Source organism: Phyllobacterium phragmitis (genome assembly GCF_002980495.1).
GTDB classification, from domain to species: domain Bacteria; phylum Pseudomonadota; class Alphaproteobacteria; order Rhizobiales; family Rhizobiaceae; genus Paramesorhizobium; species Paramesorhizobium phragmitis.
Genome location: NZ_PVBR01000008.1, coordinates 184,762 through 206,381, shown reverse-complemented (window position 1 = coordinate 206,381; position 21,620 = coordinate 184,762). Strand labels below are relative to the sequence as shown.

The 21,620-nt window shown below is 62.2% G+C and carries 18 protein-coding genes; 12 read left to right on the top strand and 6 right to left on the bottom strand.

Annotated elements, in window-relative coordinates; genetic code table 11:
• Positions 1 to 3 precede the first annotated feature (3 nt).
• From C5748_RS13265 to C5748_RS13255, 3 genes are read left to right on the top strand one after another with little or no spacing between them, the layout of a single operon-like run.
• On the top strand, positions 4 to 1,467 hold the full coding sequence (locus tag C5748_RS13265) for an aldehyde dehydrogenase family protein (RefSeq protein ID WP_105742405.1): 1,464 nt from the start codon (positions 4 to 6) through the stop codon (positions 1,465 to 1,467).
• Positions 1,468 to 1,480: 13 nt separating this feature from the next.
• Complete coding sequence (locus C5748_RS13260) at positions 1,481 to 2,521, top strand: tartrate dehydrogenase (protein WP_105742404.1); 1,041 nt, start codon at positions 1,481 to 1,483, stop codon at positions 2,519 to 2,521.
• 23 nt (positions 2,522 to 2,544) lie between these two features.
• Positions 2,545 to 4,002 carry an NAD-dependent succinate-semialdehyde dehydrogenase gene (locus C5748_RS13255; protein ID WP_105742466.1) on the top strand — a complete coding sequence of 486 codons (1,458 nt, stop codon included), beginning with the start codon at positions 2,545 to 2,547 and terminating at the stop codon, positions 4,000 to 4,002.
• A gap of 93 nt (positions 4,003 to 4,095) precedes the next feature.
• Here the strand turns inward: C5748_RS13255 and C5748_RS13250 are convergent, their stop codons facing one another.
• Together C5748_RS13250 and C5748_RS13245 are read right to left on the bottom strand one after the other, a co-directional pair.
• Positions 4,096 to 5,370 carry an NAD(P)/FAD-dependent oxidoreductase gene (locus C5748_RS13250; RefSeq protein WP_105742403.1) on the bottom strand — a complete coding sequence of 425 codons (1,275 nt, stop codon included), beginning with the start codon at positions 5,368 to 5,370 and terminating at the stop codon, positions 4,096 to 4,098.
• Between the two features lie 15 nt (positions 5,371 to 5,385).
• The gene (locus tag C5748_RS13245) at positions 5,386 to 6,054 is read right to left on the bottom strand and encodes a haloacid dehalogenase type II (protein WP_105742402.1); all 669 of its coding nucleotides are present in this window, start codon (positions 6,052 to 6,054) and stop codon (positions 5,386 to 5,388) included.
• 329 nt (positions 6,055 to 6,383) lie between these two features.
• Here C5748_RS13245 and C5748_RS13240 point away from each other — a divergent pair, with 329 nt between their 5' ends.
• From C5748_RS13240 to C5748_RS13210, 7 genes are all read left to right on the top strand, one after another.
• Positions 6,384 to 7,223 carry a GNAT family N-acetyltransferase gene (locus tag C5748_RS13240; RefSeq protein WP_105742401.1) on the top strand — a complete coding sequence of 280 codons (840 nt, stop codon included), beginning with the start codon at positions 6,384 to 6,386 and terminating at the stop codon, positions 7,221 to 7,223.
• Positions 7,224 to 7,236: 13 nt separating this feature from the next.
• The gene (locus C5748_RS13235) at positions 7,237 to 8,613 is read left to right on the top strand and encodes an aspartate aminotransferase family protein (RefSeq protein WP_105742400.1); all 1,377 of its coding nucleotides are present in this window, start codon (positions 7,237 to 7,239) and stop codon (positions 8,611 to 8,613) included.
• A gap of 250 nt (positions 8,614 to 8,863) precedes the next feature.
• A complete protein-coding gene (locus tag C5748_RS13230; protein ID WP_105742465.1) occupies positions 8,864 to 9,577 on the top strand; it encodes an HAD-IA family hydrolase in 714 nt (237 codons plus the stop codon).
• 81 nt (positions 9,578 to 9,658) lie between these two features.
• On the top strand, positions 9,659 to 11,269 hold the full coding sequence (locus tag C5748_RS13225; protein WP_105742399.1) for an ABC transporter substrate-binding protein: 1,611 nt from the start codon (positions 9,659 to 9,661) through the stop codon (positions 11,267 to 11,269).
• A gap of 150 nt (positions 11,270 to 11,419) precedes the next feature.
• A complete protein-coding gene (locus tag C5748_RS13220; protein WP_105742398.1) occupies positions 11,420 to 12,370 on the top strand; it encodes an ABC transporter permease in 951 nt (316 codons plus the stop codon).
• Positions 12,367 to 13,215, top strand: a complete 849-nt coding sequence (locus C5748_RS13215) for an ABC transporter permease (protein ID WP_425350246.1) — start codon at positions 12,367 to 12,369, stop codon at positions 13,213 to 13,215. The genes C5748_RS13220 and C5748_RS13215 overlap by 4 nt, the downstream gene beginning before the upstream one ends.
• Complete coding sequence (locus C5748_RS13210) at positions 13,216 to 14,868, top strand: ABC transporter ATP-binding protein (RefSeq protein ID WP_105742396.1); 1,653 nt, start codon at positions 13,216 to 13,218, stop codon at positions 14,866 to 14,868.
• A gap of 40 nt (positions 14,869 to 14,908) precedes the next feature.
• On the opposite strand, the gene C5748_RS13205 is transcribed toward C5748_RS13210, so the two are convergent.
• Entirely contained in the window at positions 14,909 to 15,385 is a 477-nt protein-coding gene (locus tag C5748_RS13205) for an Lrp/AsnC family transcriptional regulator (protein WP_105742395.1), read from the bottom strand.
• 235 nt (positions 15,386 to 15,620) lie between these two features.
• Here C5748_RS13205 and C5748_RS13200 point away from each other — a divergent pair, with 235 nt between their 5' ends.
• Positions 15,621 to 16,946 (top strand): NAD(P)/FAD-dependent oxidoreductase, encoded by a 1,326-nt coding sequence (locus C5748_RS13200; RefSeq protein ID WP_105742394.1) that lies wholly within the window; start codon positions 15,621 to 15,623, stop codon positions 16,944 to 16,946.
• Between the two features lie 62 nt (positions 16,947 to 17,008).
• The gene (locus tag C5748_RS13195; protein ID WP_105742393.1) at positions 17,009 to 17,914 is read left to right on the top strand and encodes a LysR family transcriptional regulator; all 906 of its coding nucleotides are present in this window, start codon (positions 17,009 to 17,011) and stop codon (positions 17,912 to 17,914) included.
• A 28-nt stretch (positions 17,915 to 17,942) separates the two neighbouring features.
• Here the strand turns inward: C5748_RS13195 and C5748_RS13190 are convergent, their stop codons facing one another.
• The 3 genes from C5748_RS13190 to C5748_RS13180 are packed head-to-tail and all read right to left on the bottom strand — an operon-like array spanning position 17,943 to position 21,615.
• Positions 17,943 to 19,310, bottom strand: coding sequence for an FAD/NAD(P)-dependent oxidoreductase (locus C5748_RS13190; protein ID WP_105742392.1), 1,368 nt, complete (start codon positions 19,308 to 19,310; stop codon positions 17,943 to 17,945).
• The gene (locus C5748_RS13185) at positions 19,307 to 19,630 is read right to left on the bottom strand and encodes a (2Fe-2S)-binding protein (RefSeq protein ID WP_105742391.1); all 324 of its coding nucleotides are present in this window, start codon (positions 19,628 to 19,630) and stop codon (positions 19,307 to 19,309) included. The genes C5748_RS13190 and C5748_RS13185 overlap by 4 nt, the downstream gene beginning before the upstream one ends.
• Positions 19,627 to 21,615 (bottom strand): hydantoinase B/oxoprolinase family protein, encoded by a 1,989-nt coding sequence (locus C5748_RS13180; protein WP_105742390.1) that lies wholly within the window; start codon positions 21,613 to 21,615, stop codon positions 19,627 to 19,629. The genes C5748_RS13185 and C5748_RS13180 overlap by 4 nt, the downstream gene beginning before the upstream one ends.
• Positions 21,616 to 21,620: the final 5 nt, after the last annotated feature.

Below are 21,620 nucleotides of genomic sequence, written 5' to 3'. Positions count from 1 at the left end.
CGAATGACCCTGAGTTTCGATCCAGACAGCCTATCCCTTCCCATTGGACATTTCATCGGAGATCGCCGCGTCCCGGCGGATGGCGTCATCCCCATGCGACGGCCATCCGATGGCAAGGCCTATGCCGGTTGCCCACTGGCCGACGCCGACATGGTCGACCATGCGGTCGAGACCGCCAAGACCGCGCTCAAGACAAGCAACTGGGGCGGCATTCGCCCACGCGAACGGCTGAACGTGATGCACCGCTGGGCGGATCTGATCCAGAAGCAAGCCGCGACGCTGGCCCGGCTCGAAGCCCTTTCCTCGACGCGGCCGGTCGGCCATCTCGTCGACGGAGACATCGCTATTTCCGCCGAGCAGATCCGCTTCTTCGCCGAGTTCGCCGACAAGGAAGGCAGCGATCTCGTGCCGACCGATGACGGCAATCTCGGCATGATCCTGACCGAGCCCTATGGCGTGGTCGGCGCCATCACACCGTGGAACTTCCCCGTCTCCATGGCTGTGTGGAAGCTCGGCCCGGCGCTCGCCGCCGGCAACGCCGTGGTGCTGAAGCCGTCCGAGATGACCCCGTTTTCCGCCATCTACCTCGCCGAACTCGCTGTGCGCGCCGGCATGCCGGCCGGGCTGATCAATGTCGTGCTCGGCGACGGCCAGGTAACGGGGAATGCAATCACGGGTCACCCCGACATCGCCAAGGTCAGCTTCACGGGCTCGACCCGCGCGGGCTCCGCGATCATGGAAAACATCGCCCGCACCGGCATCAAGCCGATGACGCTGGAACTCGGCGGCAAGAGCCCGCAGCTTGTCTTCGCCGACGCCGATCTCGACAAGGCGGCGGCAGCGATCGCCACCAGCATCATCAGCAATGCCGGCCAGGCCTGCGTCGCCGGTTCGCGCCTCATCGTTGAAGAAAGCGCTGTAGCTCCGCTTGTCGAAGCGATCCTGCGTCATATGAAGACGGTTCATCCCATGCCGACCTGGGATGCGGCAGCACAGTATTCGCCGATCATTTCAGACAAACAGCGCCAGCGCATCCATTCGATCGTCTCGGCCGCGGTGACTGCTGGTGGCGAATGCCTGACAGGCGGCGCGCCGATGGATGCACCTGGCTATTTCTATGCGCCGACGCTTATTGCCGGGGTCGACGCAAAATCGCCGGCCGTCACCGAAGAGGTCTTCGGCCCTGTGCTGACACTCCAGACCTTTCGTGAGGAGGAGGAGGCGCTGTCGCTGGCCGAGCATCCCACCTACGGACTTGCCGCCGGCCTTTTCACCCGCGATCTATCCCGCGCGATCCGGCTCACCCGTCGCCTTCAGGCCGGAACCATCTGGGTCAACCGCTACGGCCGCTCGCGCGACCATATCCTGCCGACCGGCGGCTACAAGCAATCAGGCATCGGCAAGGATCTTGGCCGCGAAGCCTTTCATGCCAACCGCAAGAGCAAGAGCGTCTTGATCAGCCTTTGAGGACACGACCGCCATGAAAACCCACAGGATTGCCCTCATTCCCGGCGACGGCATCGGGCGCGATGTCACAGCCGCCGCCTGGTCGGTGCTCCGGAAGGCCGCCGATACGGCCGGTTTTGTCCTCGAAGGTACCGAATTCCCCTGGTCCTGCGCCTTCTACAGAGAGACCGGCGCGATGATGCCGCAGGACGGCATCGAGACGCTACGCGGTTTCGACGCCATCCTGCTCGGCGCGGTCGGTTGGCCGACACAGGTGCCCGATGCGGTCTCGCTGCACGGCCTTCTGCTGCCGATCCGCAAGAACTTCATACAGTATGCGAATATCCGACCCCACCGCTTGCTGCCGGGCGTACAAGGTCCGCTTAAGGCCGAGGCCTTTGACATCCTCTGCATCCGCGAAAACACGGAGGGTGAATATTCCGGCGCCGGCGGCCGTATCCATCAGGGTACAGCCAATGAAGTGGCGGTCGAAACCTCGATCTTCACCCGTACCGGAGTGGAGCGTATCCTGCGCTTCGCCTTCGAACAGGCGCGCGCCCGCCGCGGAAAGCTCGCCTCGGTGACCAAGTCGAACGCGCAAAAATACTCGATGGTGTTCTGGGACGAGGTGACCCATCAACTCGCTGCCGAGTATCCGGATATCGAGGCCACCAGCTACCATATCGACGCGATGGCCGCGCGCATGGTCATGACACCGGAATCGCTCGACGTGGTCGTCGCCTCCAACCTCTTCGGCGATATTCTCACCGATCTGGGGGCGGCCATCCAGGGCGGGCTCGGCTTTGCCGCGTCCGCCAACATCAATCCGGACAAAAGCGCGCCCTCGATGTTCGAGCCGGTGCATGGTTCTGCGCCCGACATCGCCCACCTCGGCATCGCCAATCCGATCGCGACCATCTGGTCCGGAGCGATGATGCTCGACCACCTGGGTGAAACGGACGCGGCGACCGCCATAATGGCGGCACTCGAGCGCACGACCGCGAGCGGCATCGGCACCATTCCGGGCAAGGACCGGACAGAGGCGATCACCACCGCCATTCTCGCCGCATTATGATCCAGTTGGGACAGGACACAAAAATGCAGACCTTGAAAGAACCGGGCCTTTTCCGCCAGCAGGCATTGATCGGTGGCCAATGGACACAGGCGGCGTCAGGCAACAATATCGACGTGATCGATCCAGCCACTCAATCCGCGGTCGGCACCGTGCCGGACATGGGCACGGCTGAAACACGCGCGGCCATCGAGGCGGCCTCCGCCGCCTATACCCCCTGGAAGAAGAAGACCCATGCCGAGCGGGCCGCACTGCTCGAAGCCTGGCATGGGCTGATGCTCCAGCACATCGAGGATCTTGCGCTGATCCTGACGACGGAACAGGGCAAGCCCTTGGACGAAGCACGCGGCGAAATCCGCTACGGCGCATCCTTCGTCAAATGGTTTGCCGAAGAGGCCCGACGCATAGACGGCCACACCATCCCGTCTCCGACACCCGACAGGCGGATCGTCGTGCTGAAGGAGCCGGTCGGTGTTTGCGGCATCATCACGCCCTGGAACTTCCCCAATGCGATGATCACCCGCAAGGTCGCCCCTGCCCTTGCCGCCGGCTGCACAGTGGTCATCAAACCTTCCGAATTCACGCCATTTTCAGCGCTTGCAATCGGCTGGCTCGCGGAAAGAGCCGGTATTCCCGCCGGCGTTATCAACATCGTCACCGGCATGCCGACGGACATCGGCAACGAGATCATGGCGAACGAGACGGTCCGGAAAATCTCCTTCACCGGTTCGACCAAGGTCGGTTCGCTGCTGATGCGCGGCGCGGCCAACAGCGTGAAGCGGCTTTCGCTCGAACTTGGCGGCAATGCGCCGTTCATCGTCTTTGACGATGCGGACCTTGACCTTGCTGTCGAGGGTGCGATCGCCTCGAAATTCCGCAATGGCGGGCAGACCTGCGTCTGCGCCAACCGCCTGCTCGTCCAGGCCGGGGTCTACGACACATTTGCCGAAAAGCTCAGCAGCCGCGTGAATGCCATGAAGGTCGGCCCCGGCACCGAATCCGGCGTTTCGATCGGGCCGATGATCAACGAGGCCGCCATCGCCAAGATCAATCGCCATGTCGAAGACGCGCTGGCCAGGGGAGCGACGATTGCCACGACCCGCACGGACATGCCGGCCGGCGGGCAGTATGCCGCGCCAATCGTGCTGACGGGCGCCACTACGGACATGCAGCTTGCCAGCGAGGAGACCTTTGGCCCGGTGGCACCGCTCTTCCGCTTCGAAACAGAGGAAGAGGCGCTGACAACCGCCAATGGTACGCCCTATGGCCTTGCCGCCTACTTCTACACGGAAAACCTGAGGCGCGCCTGGCGTGTCGGCGAGGCGCTCGAATTCGGCATGGTCGGTCTTAACACCGGTGCCATCTCCACCGAAGTCGCCCCGTTTGGCGGCGTCAAACAGTCCGGCCTCGGTCGCGAAGGTGCGAGGGCAGGCATCGAGGAATATCTGGAAATGAAGTCCTTCCACATCGGCGGGCTCGCCTGAACCCTCCATCCGCAGGAATGAAGAAGGGGAGTTACGAAAACAATTCCCCCTTTTGCTTGCCTGGCGGAACCAGCCGGGAACCGGACTGGTCCCCTACTGAAGCCGGTCGAGCGCCTTGTAATAAATTCCAACCAGAGGCAGGAACCAGGGCGTGCCGAAATGACCGGGAACCGCCGGCCATTCGAGGCCTTTGAGCGGATTGTGGTCGGGCCGTCCGAGCATGGCATCGGCCATCGTCATGCCGAGATGGGTGGAGAGCTGTGCTCCATGGCCGGAATAACCCATCGCGTACCAAACCCCATCGTGATAGCCCGCCCGCGGGAAACGGTCGCTGGTCATGTCGACCAAACCGCCCCAGCAATAGTCGATCTCGACCTTGGCAAGCTGCGGAAATATCCGCACGAGGCTTTCGCGCAGGATCGCGCCGCTCCGGGCATCTGAACGCTGGTCGGACGTGGCCGAGAAACGCGCCCGCCCGCCGAAGATCAGCCGGTTGTCCGGCGAAAGACGCCAGTAATTGCCGATATTCATCGAGTTCACGCAGGTGCGGTTGCCGGGCATGGTCGCGGCAACCTCCGCATCCGTCAGCGGTCGGGTGGCGATGATGAAGCTTCCAACCGGGATGATGCGGCGACGGAAATAGCTGAAATTCGATGTGGTGTAAGCGCCGGTTGCGACCAGAACCTGATCTGCCGTCACGATGCCCCTGGCCGTCTTCAGCACATGACGGCCATCCCTCTGAAGATGCTCCTTGACCGCCGCCTTTTCGGCAATGACCGCGCTGCTCCGACCTGCCGCCCCTGCGAGGCCTACGACATAACGCCCCATGTGCATCATCGCGCTCTTCTTCGACAGCAACGCGCCGTGGAAAGGCGAGCCGACCTCATTCTTGAGGTCGGCGGGCGAAAGCAGCGCCGTATCGGCATCCACTTCGGCATTCACCGCTTCGAAATTCCTGGCAAGGCTCTCGAAATGCTGCAGCTTGGAGGCGAGCTTCAGCTTGCCGGCCCGGCGGAAATTGCAGTCGATACCCTCCTCGGCAATGATTGCCTCCAGCGTGTCGATCGAGGCATCCAGCGCATGATAGAGCGCAATGGCACGCTCCTTGCCGATTTCCGCCTTCGCCGCCAGATAGCTGTGCGCCAGACCGTTGTTGAGATGGCCGCCGTTGCGTCCCGACGCACCGCAACCGACCGTCTCCGCCTCCAGCACGATCACCTTCGTCCCGGCCTTGGCAAGTTGCCGCGCGGCGCCGAGGCCCGTAAAGCCGCCGCCGATCACCGCGACGTCGTAGTGACCCTCGATCGGCCCCTCGACTGCGCCCGTGAACCCGGGTGCCGTATCGTGCCAATAGGACAGGTATTTCATGGGTTTTTTCTTTCCTTAGAGCCCGACGACGCCAGGCAGGCCGGTGATGTCGGCGATCTCCACATAGCCGTAATAGGGATTGGCCGGTTCATGACCACGATTGACCCAGACTTTGTTCCTGATGCCGAGATCATGGGCGGACATCAGATCGTAGCGGAACGAGGAGGAGCAATGCAGAATATCCTGCGGACCGCAGCCCAGCATGTCGAACATGTATTCGAAAGCCTGGAAGCGCGGCTTGTAGGCCTGGGCCTGCTCGGCCGTATAGACGGCATGGAAGGGCGCCCCGAGCTGCTCTACATTGGACATGATCTGCGAATTCATGGCGTTGGACAGGATGACGAGCGGAATTTCCTTGGCAACCCTTGCGAGACCGGCCGGCACGTCCGCATGCGGCCCCCAGGTCGGCACGCGCTCATAGACAAACCGGGCGTCCTCGTCCTTGAAGGCGACACCGTTGCGCTTGCAGGTCCGCTCTAGGGAATTGTGGATCACGTCGGCATAAGGCTTCCAGTCACCCAGGATCTCATCGAGCCGGTAGGCGGCAAAATTCTTGATGAACTCCAGCATCTTCGGTTCATCCATGCGGTTTCCATAGAGGTCGCGCGCTGCTTCCGCCATCTGGAAATTGGTCAGGGTGCCGTAGCAGTCGAAGGTGATATATTTCGGGCGGAAGGTCGTCATGCGCGTCGTCCTCGATATGGCGGGCCTTAGAGCCGGTTTGGTGTTGGTTAGATCATAGGTCGGCTTCCGGCGCCCACGCCGACTGAATTGCGCAATTTGAAAGCAGAAAGTTCCGTATCACCCGGCCGTAATGGTATTTGGTTGCGGAGTACGGCCATGCCGGGGGCACGTTGGAGCCCGTTCCGGTCGTGCTGCCGACCACCCCACGGCATAAGATGCGGCGGCCACCGGAAGCTACGGCGGAAGATATCGCCGTTGGCACTGCCTTCAGACAATCTTCCGGCGCGTTGCCCGTAACACTTGGGGTCAGAAAATGAAGGTATTGCCCCATGCAGACGATCGACATCGCCATCGTGCCCATCGGTCCGGAACATCTCGACGGTGCCGTCCGGCTGTCCCGCCAGGCCGGCTGGCCGCATCGGCCGGAAGACTGGCGGCTGATGATGGACCTGAGCGAAGGCTTCGTCGCGATCACTGGCGCGCGCGCGGTTGCCGGCACCATCCTGCTCACGCCCTACGGCCAGGAGTGCGCAACGATCAACATGGTGATAGTCGACGAGGGCATGCGCGGGCGCGGCCTTGGGCGGCGGCTCATGGATGCAGCGATGGCGCGCGCCGGTGACCGGCCGCTGCGCCTTGTCGCCACGGCTGATGGACTGCCACTTTATGAACGGCTGGGCTTCCGGGAAACCGGAACCATCGTTCAGCATCAAGGCATTGCCCTGGCCATCGCAGCGCCTGAAAACACACACGTTGCCACCGCGGACGACCTTCCTGCCATTATCGACCTCGACAGGCAGGCTTACGGCGCCGACCGCACCGCGCTCATTCGCAGGCTTGCCGATGTCGGCGAATTCGCCGTAGTCCGCAGCGACGGCGGCGTTTCGGCCTTTGCCGCCATACGCAACTTCGGCCGGGGCGAGGTGATAGGCCCCGTCGTCGCGCCACATCTCAATGACGCCAAGGCTCTCGTTTCCCACTTCATCAGCCGCCGGCAGGGGGCCTTCCTGCGTGTCGACACCGGCGCTGAAACCGGCCTTGCCCCCTGGCTTGCCGATCAGGGCCTCGCCCATGTTGGCGGCGGCATCGCCATGGGCCGCCCTGCCATCATTCCGCTCGCCGTAATTGCGGTTACCACCTTCGCCCTTGCCAACCAGGCCCTCGGCTGAACCGGAGACGACAATGTACAGCAATTCCCTCATCGAGCTCGATCGCGCTCACCTCGTCCATCCCGTCGCCTCCTATCGCGGCCATGAGCAGCAGGGCGTTCGTGTTCTCGCCTCCGCCAAGGGAGCGATGGTTACAGATGCGTCCGGCCATCAGCTTATCGATGGTTTCTCTGGCCTCTGGTGCGTCAACGCAGGCTACGGTCATGAATCGATCGTCGAGGCTGCGGCGCGCCAGATGCGTGAACTGCCCTATGCGACGGCTTATTTCGGCCTCGGTTGCGAACCGGCGATTCGTCTTGCCTCCGAGCTTGCCGACCGGGCGCCGGGCGACCTCAATCACATCTACTTCACCCTTGGCGGCTCGGACGCCATCGACAGCACGATCCGCTTCATCCGCTACTATTGGATCGCCAAGGGCCAACCGCAGCGCGACCAGTTCATTTCGATCGAACAGGGCTATCATGGTTCCTCCACGGTCGGCGCGGGCCTGACCGCACTTCCCAATTTTCACGCCGGTTTCGGCGTTCCGTTCGACTGGCAGCACAAGATTCCGTCCCCCTATCCCTACCGCAACCCCGTCGGGGAGGATGCAAAGTCAATCATCGAGGCATCGCTTGCAGCACTGCGCGGCAAAGTCGAGGCGATCGGTCCCGATCGGGTCGCAGCCTTTTACGCCGAGCCGATCCAGGGTTCCGGAGGCGTCATCGTTCCGCCGAAAGGCTGGATCAAGGCCATGCGTGATCTCTGCCGGGAGCTCGATATCCTTTTTGTTGCCGACGAAGTCATCACCGGCTTTGGCCGTACCGGTCCCTTGTTTGCCTGCTCGGACGATGGGATCGTCCCCGATTTCATGACGACCGCCAAGGGCCTGACCTCGGGATACGTGCCAATGGGCGCGGTTTTCATGGCGGACCATGTCTATCAGGTGATTGCCGATGGCGCAGGCGCATCTGCGGTCGGCCACGGCTATACGTACTCAGCCCATCCCGTCAGCGCAGCCGTCGGCCTCGAAGTGCTGAGGCTTTACGAAAACGGCCTGCTGGAAAACGGAGTGAAGGCGGGTGGGCGGCTGATGGCGGGCCTCGAGGCACTGCGGGATCACCCGCTGGTCGGCGACGTGCGCGGCCGTGGCATGCTGGCGGCGATCGAACTGGTCTCGGACAAGAAGACCAAGACACCTCTGCCTGCCGAAGCACAGCCGTCGCGCCGCATCTTCGATCGGGCCTGGGACAACGGGTTGGTCATCCGCGCCTTCGCCAATGGCGTGCTGGGTTATGCCCCGCCGCTTTGCTGCACCGATCAGGACATCGACGCCATTCTCGAACGAACCGCCAAGACGCTCGACCAAACACTGGAGGATCCGGATGTCCGTCGGGCGCTGAAGGACTGAAACGGCCACCAATAGGTGCTCCTGAAATATCGCGGAGCGCTGCATTTTAGAATTTTGTGCCGCACCATGCCATCGATTCGGCGCAAACGATGTGGTCAAGATGCCAAACTCGAAGACAGCAAAGGCCCGTACCCCTTAAAATTTGGGGCTTTTGACACAGAGCCCGGAAAACTTGGGACCAGGAACAGCATAATCTTTCGTCGAGCATGCCGAGGTGGCGCCCTGTGCGTTCGAAACCGGGGATATGAAATTGAGCAAGTCTCTGCCTGAATTCAAATACATGAGTTTCGACATCGTCGGAACGCTGATCGATTTCGAAGGCGGCCTGACATCCTGCCTCAACGGGATCGCGGCCGAAGCGGGCGTGACCATTGACGGCGAGGAAGCGCTGAGCCTCTATCGCGCCGCCCGCTATGCCGAAGATGCCGATCTTTTCCCGGACGATCTCGTGCGCGTCTACCTTGCCATCGCTCCGAAGCTCGGCTTGCCCGTCGACAAGGCCTATGGCGAGCGCCTGCGCGATTCCGCAAAAAAATGGAAAGCCTTTCCCGACAGCGCCGAAGCCATGGCGCGGCTTGCCCGAGACTACCGGCTGATCGCCATGACGAATGCCCGCCGCTGGGCGTTCGAACATTTCTCGGCGGAGCTCGGCAATCCCTTCCATGCCGCTTTCACCGCAGACGATACCGGTGCCGAGAAACCCGACCCGGCCTTCTTTCATCAAGTCTTCAATTTCGTGTCCGGTGAGGGCGCAAGCAAAGATGATATCCTGCACGTGGCCCAGAGCCAGTATCACGACATCGGCGTCTCGCGGAACCTGGGCATGACCAATTGCTGGATCGAGCGCCGCCACGCGCAGAAGGGCTATGGCGGTACGATCGAACCGGCCGAGTTCACCAAGCCGGACTACCACTTTACCTCGATGGCCGGCCTTGCCGAAGCCGCAACTGCGGCGCGGAGCTGATCGGCGATCACCTCAAAGACGAGCCAAGCCTGCTTCAAGACAGGCAGCCCGATAACCAGACAACAAAAAAAGGGGAATGACATGAACGATAAAACTCTCAATTGGACCCCGTCAGACGACGCGATGGTCGAAAATGCCATTCACCGCGGCGCCACGCGCCGTGAGCTCCTCCACATGCTGCTGGCCGGGGGCGTTGCGCTTACGGCCAGTGGAGCCATTCTCGGGCGAGCCGCCAGCGCCTATGCCGCAACGCCGAAATCGGGCGGACACCTGAAGGCTGCCGGCTGGTCGTCATCGACCGCCGACACGCTGGATCCGGCCAAGGCCTCACTCTCGACGGATTATGTGCGCTGCTGCGCGCTCTACAATCGCCTAACCTTCCTCGACAAGAGCGGCCTGACCCAGATGGAGCTTGCAGAGAATATCGAAAGCTCGGATGCCAAGGTCTGGACGGTCAAGCTGCGCTCTGGCGTCACCTTTCATGACGGCAAGACACTATCGTCGCAAGACGTCGTCTTTTCACTGATGCGGCACCTGGATCCCGATGTCGGCTCCAAGGTCAATTCGATCGCCAAGCAGATCGCCGGCGTCAAAGCTGTCGACCCACTGACGGTAGAGATCACCCTGGCCAACCCCAATGCCGACCTGCCGACCATCCTGTCGATGCACCACTTCATGATCGTCCAGGATGGCACGACAGACTTTTCCAAGGGCATAGGTACAGGCGCCTTCAAGCTCGAGAGCTTCGAGCCGGGTGTGAAGTCCGTTGCTGTCAAGAATGCCGACTACTTCAAATCCCAAGGGCCATATATCGACTCCTTCGAATATTTCGCCATCAGCGACGACAATGCCCGGGTCAACGCGCTACTCTCGGGAGACATTCATCTGGCAGCGTCCATCAAGCCCCGTTCGATGAAGCTAGTGGAAAGCCAACCCGGTTTCGTCCTGTCGCAGACCACGTCTGGAAACTATACCAACCTGAACATGCGCCTCGACATGGAGCCGGGCAACAAGGCCGATTTCGTGGCTGGCATGAAGCATCTGATCAATCGCGAGCAGATCCGGAAATCGGTCATGCGCGGCTTGGCTGAACTGGCCAACGACCAGCCGGTTTCGCCCGCGAGCATCTACTATAATGCCGAACTGAAGCCGAAGACCCACGATCCCGAAAAAGCGAAGTTCCATTTCGAAAAGGCAGGCCTGATTGGCCAGTCCATCCCAGTCGTCGCGTCCGATGCGGCGACCTCCTCGGTCGACATGGCCACGTTAGTTCAACAGGCAGGCGCCGAGATCGGCATGAATTTCGACGTCCAGCGCGTGCCCTCCGACGGTTACTGGTCGAACTACTGGCTGAAGGCGCCTGTGCATTTCGGCAACATCAACCCGCGCCCCACGCCCGACATCCTGTTCTCGCTGCTCTATTCCTCCGATGCACCGTGGAACGAAAGCCAGTACAAGTCCGCGAAATTCGACGGGATGCTGGTCGAGGCTCGTGGTCTTCTCGACCAGGCGAAACGCAAGGCGATCTACGACGAAATGCAGGTCATGATCTCCGAAGAAGCCGGTACAGTGATCCCGGTCTTTCTTTCCAATGTGGACGCCCTCTCGGGTAACCTGAAGGGCCTGGAGGCCAGTCCGCTGGGCGGCCAGATGGGTTACGCCTTCGCCGAATATGTCTGGCTGGAGGCCTAACACGCGCTGGAGCGGCAAGGTGCCACTGCTGCGCCTTCCCTTCCTCGTCCATGGCGGGTCGGTACTTGCTTGACAAATTACCATCCGCCGGACTTTCGCCCCGCGGCGTTGTCCGTCATGTTAAAACTCTGTCCAGCAGGGGGCCTATTCTTGAGCACGTATGTACTCAATCTCATCACGGTTCGGCTGCTGATCGCTGCCCTGACACTCTTGATCGTGTCCTTTGCAGTCTTTTTCGCCACCGCGATGCTGCCGGGCGATACTGCGACGATACTGCTCGGCCAGGCCGCAACGCCGGAAGCCGTCGCCGGACTGCGCAGCGCCATGCACCTTGATGAACCCGCCTATCTGCGCTTCCTGCGCTGGCTTGGTGGGCTCATGAGTGGTGATCTCGGAACGTCCTATGTCAACAACGTCGCAGTGGCGGACCTGATCGGCGGCCGCTTCGTCAATACGATGAGACTTGCCGGCATCACGGCCTTGTTCTCCGTGCCGCTTGCACTGACGCTCGGCATCACGGCGGCGATGTTTCGCGGTTCGCTCTACGACCGCGCAGTGACCATCCTTACCATCGGCGTCATCTCGATCCCGGAATTCATGGTCGCAACGTCGGCGGTGCTGGTGTTCTCGGTCTACCTCAAATGGCTGCCGGCGCTTTCTTTTGCCAATGATGTCACCTCCGTCTGGCAGATGCTTAAAGTCTACGCCATGCCGGTGATCAGCCTGACTTTCGTTGTCGCGGCGCAGATGATCCGCATGACCCGCGCCGCCGTCATCGACACCATCAACACGCCCTATGTCGAAACCGCTCTTTTGAAGGGAGCCTCCCGCCCGCGCATGGTGTTGCGTCATGCGTTGCCAAACGCCATTGGGCCGATCGTCAATGCTGTCGCCCTTTCCTTGTCCTATCTCGTCGGCGGCGTGATTATCGTCGAAACCATCTTCAATTATCCAGGCATTGCAAAGCTGATGGTCGACGGGGTGGCAACCCGCGACCTGCCGCTCATCCAGTCCTGCGCCATGATCTTCTGCGTCGCCTATCTCAGCCTGATCACACTTGCAGACATCATTGCCATCCTTGCCAACCCGAGGCTGCGTTGATCATGACACCATCCATCACTCTTTCACAAAAGTTCGGCTACCGTTTCAGCTGGGTCGGAATGATCGGCCTGTCGATCGTGCTCTTTTGGGGAATCATCGCGCTGATTGCACCGCATATCATTCCCCACCCAGTCGGCGAGATCGTGGATGAAGACTATTTCGGCGCGATCAGCAGCCGGTTCTGGCTCGGCTCGGACTATCTCGGCCGCGATATGCTTGCCCGGGTTTTGATGGGCGCCCGCTACACCGTCGGCATCTCGCTTGCCGCCGTCTCCATCGCCTGCTTCTCAGGCGTCGTCCTCGGCATGACGGCGGCGGTTGTCGGCGGGTGGCTCGACACCGCGCTGAGCCGCTTTCTCGATGCGATGAACTCCATTCCGAGTAAGCTTTCCGGACTGGTTGTGGTCGCGGCGGTCGGCTCGTCCATCACCGTGCTGATCGTCACGCTCGCTGTCATCTACACGCCCGGCGCCTATCGGTTCGCCCGCGCGCTCGCCGTTAACATCAACACCATGGATTACATCACGGTGTCGCGCACGCGCGGCGAAGGCATCTTCTACATCATCGGCTCGGAGATCCTGCCGAACATCACCGGCCCCGTGCTCGCCGATCTCGGCCTTCGCTTCGTCTTCATCGTGCTGTTGCTGTCCGGCCTTTCCTTCCTCGGCCTCGGCGTGCAGCCGCCTTATGCGGATTGGGGCGCGCTGGTGCATGAAAACGTTGGCGGCCTCCCTTTCGGCGCGCCCGCCGTCATCGTTCCATCGCTGGCGATCGCAAGCCTGACGATCAGCGTGAACCTCTTGATCGACAACCTGCCGCAAAAAATCCGCGACCGGAGCGCCTGAATGGAAAACCTCGTCGAAGTTCGTGATCTGAAAGTCGAGGCCACCACGGATTCTGGCCGCCGCGTCGAAATCATTAGGGGCGTGAGCCTCAACATCGCCCCGGGAGAGATCGTGGCGCTCATCGGCGAAAGCGGATCGGGCAAGACCACCATCGCCTTGACGCTTATGGGCTACGCCCGCGCGGGCTGTCGCATTTCCGGTGGTAATGTCCGGATCGCCGGCAAGGACATGGTTACGCTCAGTGAACGTGATTGCGCCGCCATTCGCGGCACCGAAGTCGCCTATGTCCCCCAGTCTGCTGCGGCGGCATTCAACCCGGCCAAGCGGATCATCGACCAGGTGATCGAAGTCACCCGGATCCATGGACTAATGCCCGCCGACGCAGCCAGACAGAAAGCCGTCGAGCTGTTTCGCGCGCTCTCGCTGCCGAATCCCGAGAACATCGGCGGCCGTTATCCGCATCAGGTCTCCGGCGGCCAGTTGCAGCGTCTCTCGGCTGCCATGGCGCTGATCGGCGATCCGAAGCTTGTCATCTTCGATGAACCGACGACCGCGCTCGACGTCACAACCCAGATAGAGGTCCTGCGCGCCTTCAAGTCGGTGATGAAAAAGGGGGGCATTTCCGGCGTCTACGTGTCGCACGATCTCGCCGTCGTCGCCCAGATCGCCGATCGCATCGTGGTCCTGCGCAACGGCGAAATGCAGGAAATGGGCACAACGGCTGACATCCTTACCCGTGCCCAACATCCCTACACACGCGAACTCCTGGCCGCGTACGAGCCCAAGCCGCGTGGCGATGAGACGGTGGTGGAGGACAGCGAAGTCCTTCTCGAAGTTTGCTGTCTGTCCGCCGGCTACGGCCCGATCCAGGCCGACGGATTGCCGCTGATACGCGCAGTCCAGGAGGTAAGCCTGACCGTGGAGAAGGGCCGCAACCTCGGTATCATCGGCGAATCCGGTTGTGGCAAGTCCACGCTGGCCCGTGCCATTGCAGGCATTCTGCCTGCCTCCTCCGGCACCATCATCTTCGAAAAACGCGAGCTTGCAGCGGCAGTCCGGCAGCGCAGCCGCGACCAACTGCGCCAAATGCAGATCGTCTTCCAGTACGCCGACACCGCGCTCAATCCAGAAAAGTCTATCCAAGAAATCCTCGGTCGGCCGCTCACGTTCTATCACGGCATGAGAGGCAAACAGAGAGAGGCCCGCGTCGGGCAGTTGCTCGACATGGTGCATCTGCCGAAGTCGCTCCGTCACCGGCGGCCGCAAGAGCTTTCAGGCGGCCAGAAACAACGCGTCAACTTCGCGCGCGCACTCGCCGCCGAGCCGAAGCTCATCATTTGCGATGAGGTCACATCGGCTCTCGATACAGTGGTCGCAGCAGCCGTCATAGATCTCCTGAAGGAACTGCAGCGGGAGCTTTCGCTATCCTACATCTTCATCAGCCACGATCTGTCGGTGGTCGAGGCAATCTGCGACGAGATCGTGGTGATGTATGGCGGCCGCAAGGTCGAGCAGATCACGCCGGCACAGATGAAGATACCGCAACATCCCTATGCGAAACTGCTCTTCTCTTCGGTTCCGAAGCTCGATCCTGGTTGGCTGGATGCTCTTGAACTTGATCCGGAGTTGGTCAGGACTTACGGCCAGAACTGACATCGGCCGCTGTCGGCACACTTGAAATCGAGCAACTGCCCTAAAGCGGGAACAGGCTGGTCAGCGGCATATGAGCCTTGACGATCGGCGATTTCAGCACGACGAAGCTGAAATATTTGTCGATGCCGATATCCATGTCGGTCAGCCGTTCCATGATCCCCTGATATTCGCCAATACCGGCGGTGACGAACTTGATCAGATAGTCGTAACCGCCCGACACCAGATGGCATTCGATCGCTTGATCGATCTTCTCCACGACCGCCAGGAATCGGGCAAAGTCGATCTGCCGGTGGTTCTTCAAGGTGATTTCGGTAAAAACGGTCAGTGTCTGACCGAGCTTGCCGACATTGATCTGCGCGGAATAACCCTTGATGTAGCCTTCCTGCTGAAGCTTCTTGACACGCATCAGGCACGGGCTGGGAGACAAGTTCACCAACCCGGCTAGCTCAACATTCGCGATGCGGCCGTTCTTTTGCAACTCATAGAGAATCTTGATGTCGATCCTGTCGAGTTTCATCTACGCTGCTCTCCGATAAGCGCCGAAAAAGCGGCGGAATTATATGCTGCGGAAGTCCTCGATCAAGCTTAACACTATGGCGAAGCTTGTCTATTCCATTCTGCCCAGAAGCCCTCCGCACAACCATCGGCATTGATGCACCGTCACGGAATATTCTGCTGCGCAACAGGTATGTGCGGCACCCTTGGCACGGACGAGCCGTTATGCTGGTTGCGCGACAAGGAGACCGATACCCATGCCTGCACCGCTCACGCTTGTGGAAAGCTCAGACGAACTCCCCCGCTCGGCCGATGCTGTCATCATCGGTGCCGGCATCGTCGGGGTCTTTACCGCATATTATCTCGCCAGAAGAGGCCTGAAAGTTGTCGTGGTGGAGAAGGGGCGCGTCGGTGCGGAACAGTCGAGCCGCAATTGGGGTTGGTGCCGCCAGCAAAACCGCGATGCACGTGAACTGCCCATGGCGACGAAGAGCCTCGATCTCTGGGAGCAATTCGCCGAAGAGAGCGGCGAGGACACCGACTTTCGCCGCTGCGGGCTTCTCTATCTGAGCAACAGCGAGGAAGAACTGGCCGGCTGGGCGCGGTGGCGGGATTTCGCGCGCACCGTCGGCGTGACGACCCATATGCTGGACAGCGCCGCTGCCAGCGAGCGGGGGGCGGCGACCGGCCGCGCCTGGAAGGGCGGCGTCTTTTCACCGAGCGACGGGACAGCCGACCCGTCCCGCGCCGCACCGGCTGTCGCTCGCGCCATCCTCAAGCTTGGCGGAACCGTGCTCCAGAACTGCGCCGCCCGCGGCATCGAGACGGAGGGCGGGCGGCTTTCCGCCGTCGTCACCGAGCATGGTGCCATCCGCACCGGCACGGCAATCCTTTCCGGTGGTGCCTGGGCTTCTTCATTCTGCCGCCAACTCGGCATCCGGTTCCCCCAGGCGTCCATCCGATCATCGATCCTTTCCGTCGCTCCGGGAGAAGCTGTGCTTCCCGATGCGCTGCATACGGCCCGCGTCTCGGTAACACGCCGCAGCGACGGCGGATATACGCTTGCCATCAGCGGCCGTGGCCGGGTGGACCCCACCCTCCAGAAAATCCGCTTTGCTCCTCAATTCCTGCCGATGTTCCTGCGCCGCTGGCGCTCCCTATCGCCGGGCGGCCTCGAAGGCATACGCAGCGGCCACGAGAGCTTGACGCGCTGGCAGATCGACCGTCCAACGCCAATGGAACACATGCGGATCCTCGATCCTGCCGTCGATCGCGGTACGATCCGACGGACTTTCGATCGCGCCGCAGAGTTGCTGCCGGCATTGAAGGGCCGCCGCGTTACTGCGAGCTGGGCTGGCTACATCGACTCGACCCCGGACGGCGTACCGGCCATCGGGGAGACACCGGCAGTGCCTGGTTTCATCCTGGCCGCCGGCTTCAGCGGTCACGGTTTCGGTATTGGCCCTGGTGCCGGTCATCTTATCGCGGATATCGTCATGGGATCTGACCCTCTGGTCGACCCCCGCCCCTATCATCCGGACCGATTCTCGCAATCCGCATGGGGTAAAGTCACAGACTTTTGAAACACCGCATTTGGCGATAGGCTGCCTCCGCCGCCCATGTGCCATAAAGACCGGACGTCCCGATGCAAGCACGCCAGCTCGAAGTCTTCTGCATGGTCATGCGCCGCGGAACCGTGACAGGCGCCGCCAAAATGCTCAACATCTCGCAGCCGGCGCTGAGCCAGATACTCATGCACACCGAAGATCAACTCGGTTTTAAACTGTTCACCCGTGTACGCGGAAAGCTGGTTCCGACGCGCGAAGCCGAAGAACTCTATCCCGAAGCGGAGCGCATATTTGCCGAGATCGGCGCACTGAGACGACGCACGATGGACATGCGCTTCGGCCGCACCGGTCTGATCCGGATCGCTGCCTCCGCTCCACCGGCCATGGCCATTGTACCGAAGGCATTTTCGGCCTTCCGCAATGTCCATCCCGACATTGTCGTGCGCTCGCTGATAGCCCCGCTCGACAATGTGGTCGATATGGTGCGAAGCGGCGACGCCCCCATCGGCATCGTCATGAACAACATGCCCCGGCATGGGATCGAGGTGGAGACGCTCGGCAATGCCGAGCTGATCTGCGTCGTGCCCGAAGACCATCGCTTGGCCAGCCAAGACATGATCGGCTTTGCCGACATCCAGGACGAGCCCCTGATTTCCTATCGCGCCGACACGCTTCCCGGCCAACTGCTCGCAGGTGCTGCAGAGGCAGAAACCCTTGCTTTCAACCCCGCCATCGAGATCGACATTTCCATCACCGCGCTGCCTTTCGTGCGCGACGGTTTCGGCATCGCAATCGTCGACGGTCTACTGCCGTGGGAACAGTTTCCGGGTCTGGTTCGCCGCACCTTCCTGCCCCGACTGACGGTCCCGGTGGCCCTGCTTACCAGCAAGGACCGGCCGCTCACGGGAAATCATGCCGCCATGCGCGACTGCCTGCGCGATGCCTGCCTGAAGGTGCTGCGGGTCGGCAGCGTGGCAAGATAGGGCACAACCCCTTCATTTTTCGGGCAACCTATCCCTCACCGATCCATGCCCCGATGAGGACGGGACGCACCGGGGCCTGTTCGCGTAGGCGCCCGGCCGCACAGACCGCGATGCCGGCCCGCGCGGCGATCAGTTCAGCACCAGCCAACTGACAATACCTCCCTTGGCAGCGGCCCATGCCGATGCGGGCAAGCGACTTCACCCTGTTGGCCTCCGCACCGCTGCAGGCGGCGGTCTCGCGCACCTCTCCGGCCGTGATCCCTTCGCAGCGGCAGACGATCGTTTCGTCGGGGACAGTGCGCAGCATGGCGTCCGGCCAGGGAAAGGCCCGGGCCAGAGCGCGGGCGAAGCGCTCGTAGCGCGCCAGCCGGCACAGGTCGGGTGTGACATCAGGCGCAGGCAGGCCCATATCCGACAGGCAGGCAGTTGCTGCCAGCCGCCCCGTAAGCTCGGCGCCATCTGCCCCCAAGATCCGCACACCGTCGCCGGCGAGATAAAGTCCTTCCGCCGCGCGGCCCAGCCTGTCAGTGCGGGGCAACCATTGCGCCCACCCTTCATCATAATCGAAGGCGCAGCCGGCAAGTCCAGCAAGTTGCATCTCGCCGCGCAGATGCCAGCCGAGACCCACCATGTCGCAGGCGGTGACGCGGGATCTGCCCCGCATGTCGCGCCAGCGGATGCTGACCGGGCCGCGCTCGTTGCAATCGATCCCGTCCAGCATGACACCGGCATGGTAGCACCGGCCGAGCCGAAGGCGCATCCGCAAGCCCCTAAGCACCAGCCCGGGCCGGGCCAGCATGCCCGGCAAAGCCAACACCTGCGCGGACAGCGGCGCGGTGTCGAGCACGGCTGCAACCTTCGCGCCCGCCTTCCGTAGTTGAGAGGCAACCAGCGTCAGCAACGGCCCGGATCCGGCCAGCACGATTTTCCGGCCGAGTGCCACGCCCTGCGCCTTTAGCGCAATCTGCGCCGCACCCAGACTGTACACACCGGCCGACTGCCAGCCTGGCACCGGTGCCAGGCGATCGGTGGCACCCGTCGCGAGGATCAGGCGGTCATATGCGAATGTCCTGCGGCCACCGGGCGTCATGGCATAAAGCGCACCGTCCGCCACGGCGACGGCGGAGCTCAGCGGATGATAGTCAACCCGGCCCTCCGCCACCATGGTATCGAACAGCACGTGCAGGGCGCATGCCTTGCCAGCGTCCGGCCCGTAGAGCAGTTCCGGCGGACGCATGAAGCCCTGGGGTGGGCGGCGGTAGATCCGCCCACCCACCCTTTGCCCTTCATCAAGGACGACCGGCCTGATGCCAGCAGCAACAAGCACCCCTGCGGCACGGATTCCGGCAGGCCCGGCGCCAACTATCACCACTGTTGATGCCTTTGGCACGGTCATGGCCAGCACTCCGGCACCTCGGTCGCAAGCCGCATTCCCTCCGCAATCGGGGTGGAGCACGCCCTGAGGCGCATCCCGTCCTCCTGCCAGATCCAGCAGTCCTGGCAGGCGCCCATCAGGCAGAATCCTGCGCGCGCCTCCGGTCCAAACTCCGAGCGCCGAAGCGCCGGAGCGGAAACAAGAATGGCCGTCAGAACCGTGTCGCCGGCCAACGCTTCGCATACGACGCCATTCAGGAAAAATCGGACCCGAGGCCTCTCAAACTCCGCAAGGCGGACGATCCGCCCGCCGCCGAAGTCTTGTCGCATATCCGGTTTCATTCGGCGGCCTGCCGGCCGGCCAGAGCCGGCTCGGGCATCTCTTGAAAGCGTGCCCGGACTTCCGCGAAGGCGGCCGCGACGCCGTCATGTCCAGCCCTGTTCTTCATGCGCCGAAAAATCTCCGTCTTGGCGAAGAAGCGCCAATGGATCGGAAGCCCCGCAAGGATATCCGTCAACAGGGCATAGGAGGCGGGCGTCCATTGCGCCTCGTAGCCCTCGCGTTCGGGACCGAAGTTGAAATGCCCGGCAGGTGCGGCAGCCACGGAGCGCAGGCTGGCCGTCGCGGCCTCGTCGACTACGCCTTGACGGATCACGACCCCGTAGCCCTGTTCGGCAGCCTCGACGGACACATAGCCCCGCTCCACGTCCCTTGCGACACGCCAGATCTCGCGTTCCTGCGGATTGCCTCGCCCGCCGCCTCCGGCCGATCGTATCTCCAGCACGTCGCCCGGTTGCAGGACGGCCGTGTCGATATTACCGAGCCGCCGGTAGCGATCCGTTCCGGGGTTGAGCACCATGTCGGACAGGCCCGCAGCGCAGCCGCCCAGCACGCCCCATGGGCGGAAGAAGCTGCGGTCGCGGTTGCGTGCGGTGATCCGGCTTCCCGGCGCAAAAACCCTGAAGGCCATTTCTGTGGCAAGACCTCCGCGCCAGCGCCCAGCCCCGCCGCTGTCGCGCGCCAGCCCGTAGCGCAGGAACTCGATCGGTACCTCCGTCTCGGTGATTTCGATTGGCGTGTTCTTGAGATAGGCGGCATCCGCGCCCGAGCCGTTGGTGCCGTCGCGATGCGGCATGCCGCCGCCACCCCCGACCACCGGGTTGACTGCCGCCAGCACACTGCGCCCTGACCTCTCGTCCGTCGTCATGACGTTGACGATGCAGTTGTTGCCGGCAGGCGCGGCCGGCAGACGCTCCGGCACGGCCTGACTGAAAGCGCCGAAGATGACGGACCGCAGCCGCGCGCAGGTGAGCGAACGCATGCCGACCGCAGCCGGCTGCACCGGATTGAGCACGCTGCCCTTGGGCGCGATGCAGGTGAAGGGGCGGGTGAGCCCGGTATTGAGGAGGATGTTCGGGTTCAGTGTGTAGAGGACGTAATAAACGCCGACCAGCAGCATCGTATGGCGTGGATCACCACCAGAGGGCACGTTCAGCGAGGAGCCGAGCTGCGGATCGGAACCGGTGAAATCGAGAACCGATTCGTCTCCCTTGATTGTCAATGTCAGCTTCAAGCGGCACGGATTGGCTTCCACCGAATCCTCGTCCGCATAGTCAACGAACTCCCACGTTCCGTCCGGTATAGACCGCAAGATGGCCCGCGCCTGCGCCTCGGCGTGGTCCAAAAGCGCCTCGACGCCTTCGAGAAAGACCTGTTTTCCGAACTTCTGCACCATGGCGAGGATCTTGCGCTCGCCGGTGTTGAGCGCACCGACCAGCGCCTTGATGTCTCCGAGATTGAGGTCGGGCTTGCGCACATTGGTCGTCATGATTCTCAGGATGGTCTCATCGAAGATTCCCTCCCTGACCAGCTTCATCGGCGGAAAGCGGATACCCTCCTGATGGATATCCGTCAGGGCTCGCGATAACGACGCAGGCACGGCGCCGCCCATGTCGGTATTGTGGATATGGCCGCCGGTCCAGGCGATGATCTCGCCGTCGTAGAAGACGGGCTTCCAGAGATGGGTGTCCGGCGCATGGGTCGCGACATGGCCGGAATAGGGATCGTTGGTGAAGGCGACGTCTCCTGGCCGGTAGTCCTCCACCATATCGATGACCCGGCCCCAGGTGAGGCCCGGATACCAGGTGGCGCCGAGCCCCATTGGCACGCCGAAGGTCTCGCCCCTGCGGTTCATCAGCATGACGGTGAAGTCCTCCGTTTCCTTGACGAAGGCCGAATGCGCCGTGCGCTGCAGCGTATAGGCCATGTTCTCGGCCGCCGCCCGCACATGGTTTGCGAAAACACGCAGGTTGATCTGGTCGAACATGGGCG

Coding starts and splice junctions, on each gene's coding strand:
- C5748_RS13190 (WP_105742392.1), bottom strand. CDS start 19,310: ATGACCGTGCCAAAGGCATCAACAGTGGTGATAGTTGGCGCCGGGCCT.
- C5748_RS13255 (WP_105742466.1), top strand. CDS start 2,545: ATGCAGACCTTGAAAGAACCGGGCCTTTTCCGCCAGCAGGCATTGATC.
- C5748_RS13205 (WP_105742395.1), bottom strand. CDS start 15,385: ATGAAACTCGACAGGATCGACATCAAGATTCTCTATGAGTTGCAAAAG.
- C5748_RS13225 (WP_105742399.1), top strand. CDS start 9,659: ATGAACGATAAAACTCTCAATTGGACCCCGTCAGACGACGCGATGGTC.
- C5748_RS13210 (WP_105742396.1), top strand. CDS start 13,216: ATGGAAAACCTCGTCGAAGTTCGTGATCTGAAAGTCGAGGCCACCACG.
- C5748_RS13260 (WP_105742404.1), top strand. CDS start 1,481: ATGAAAACCCACAGGATTGCCCTCATTCCCGGCGACGGCATCGGGCGC.
- C5748_RS13265 (WP_105742405.1), top strand. CDS start 4: ATGACCCTGAGTTTCGATCCAGACAGCCTATCCCTTCCCATTGGACAT.
- C5748_RS13200 (WP_105742394.1), top strand. CDS start 15,621: ATGCCTGCACCGCTCACGCTTGTGGAAAGCTCAGACGAACTCCCCCGC.
- C5748_RS13180 (WP_105742390.1), bottom strand. CDS start 21,615: ATGTTCGACCAGATCAACCTGCGTGTTTTCGCAAACCATGTGCGGGCG.
- C5748_RS13185 (WP_105742391.1), bottom strand. CDS start 19,630: ATGAAACCGGATATGCGACAAGACTTCGGCGGCGGGCGGATCGTCCGC.
- C5748_RS13240 (WP_105742401.1), top strand. CDS start 6,384: ATGCAGACGATCGACATCGCCATCGTGCCCATCGGTCCGGAACATCTC.
- C5748_RS13250 (WP_105742403.1), bottom strand. CDS start 5,370: ATGAAATACCTGTCCTATTGGCACGATACGGCACCCGGGTTCACGGGC.
- C5748_RS13235 (WP_105742400.1), top strand. CDS start 7,237: ATGTACAGCAATTCCCTCATCGAGCTCGATCGCGCTCACCTCGTCCAT.
- C5748_RS13195 (WP_105742393.1), top strand. CDS start 17,009: ATGCAAGCACGCCAGCTCGAAGTCTTCTGCATGGTCATGCGCCGCGGA.
- C5748_RS13245 (WP_105742402.1), bottom strand. CDS start 6,054: ATGACGACCTTCCGCCCGAAATATATCACCTTCGACTGCTACGGCACC.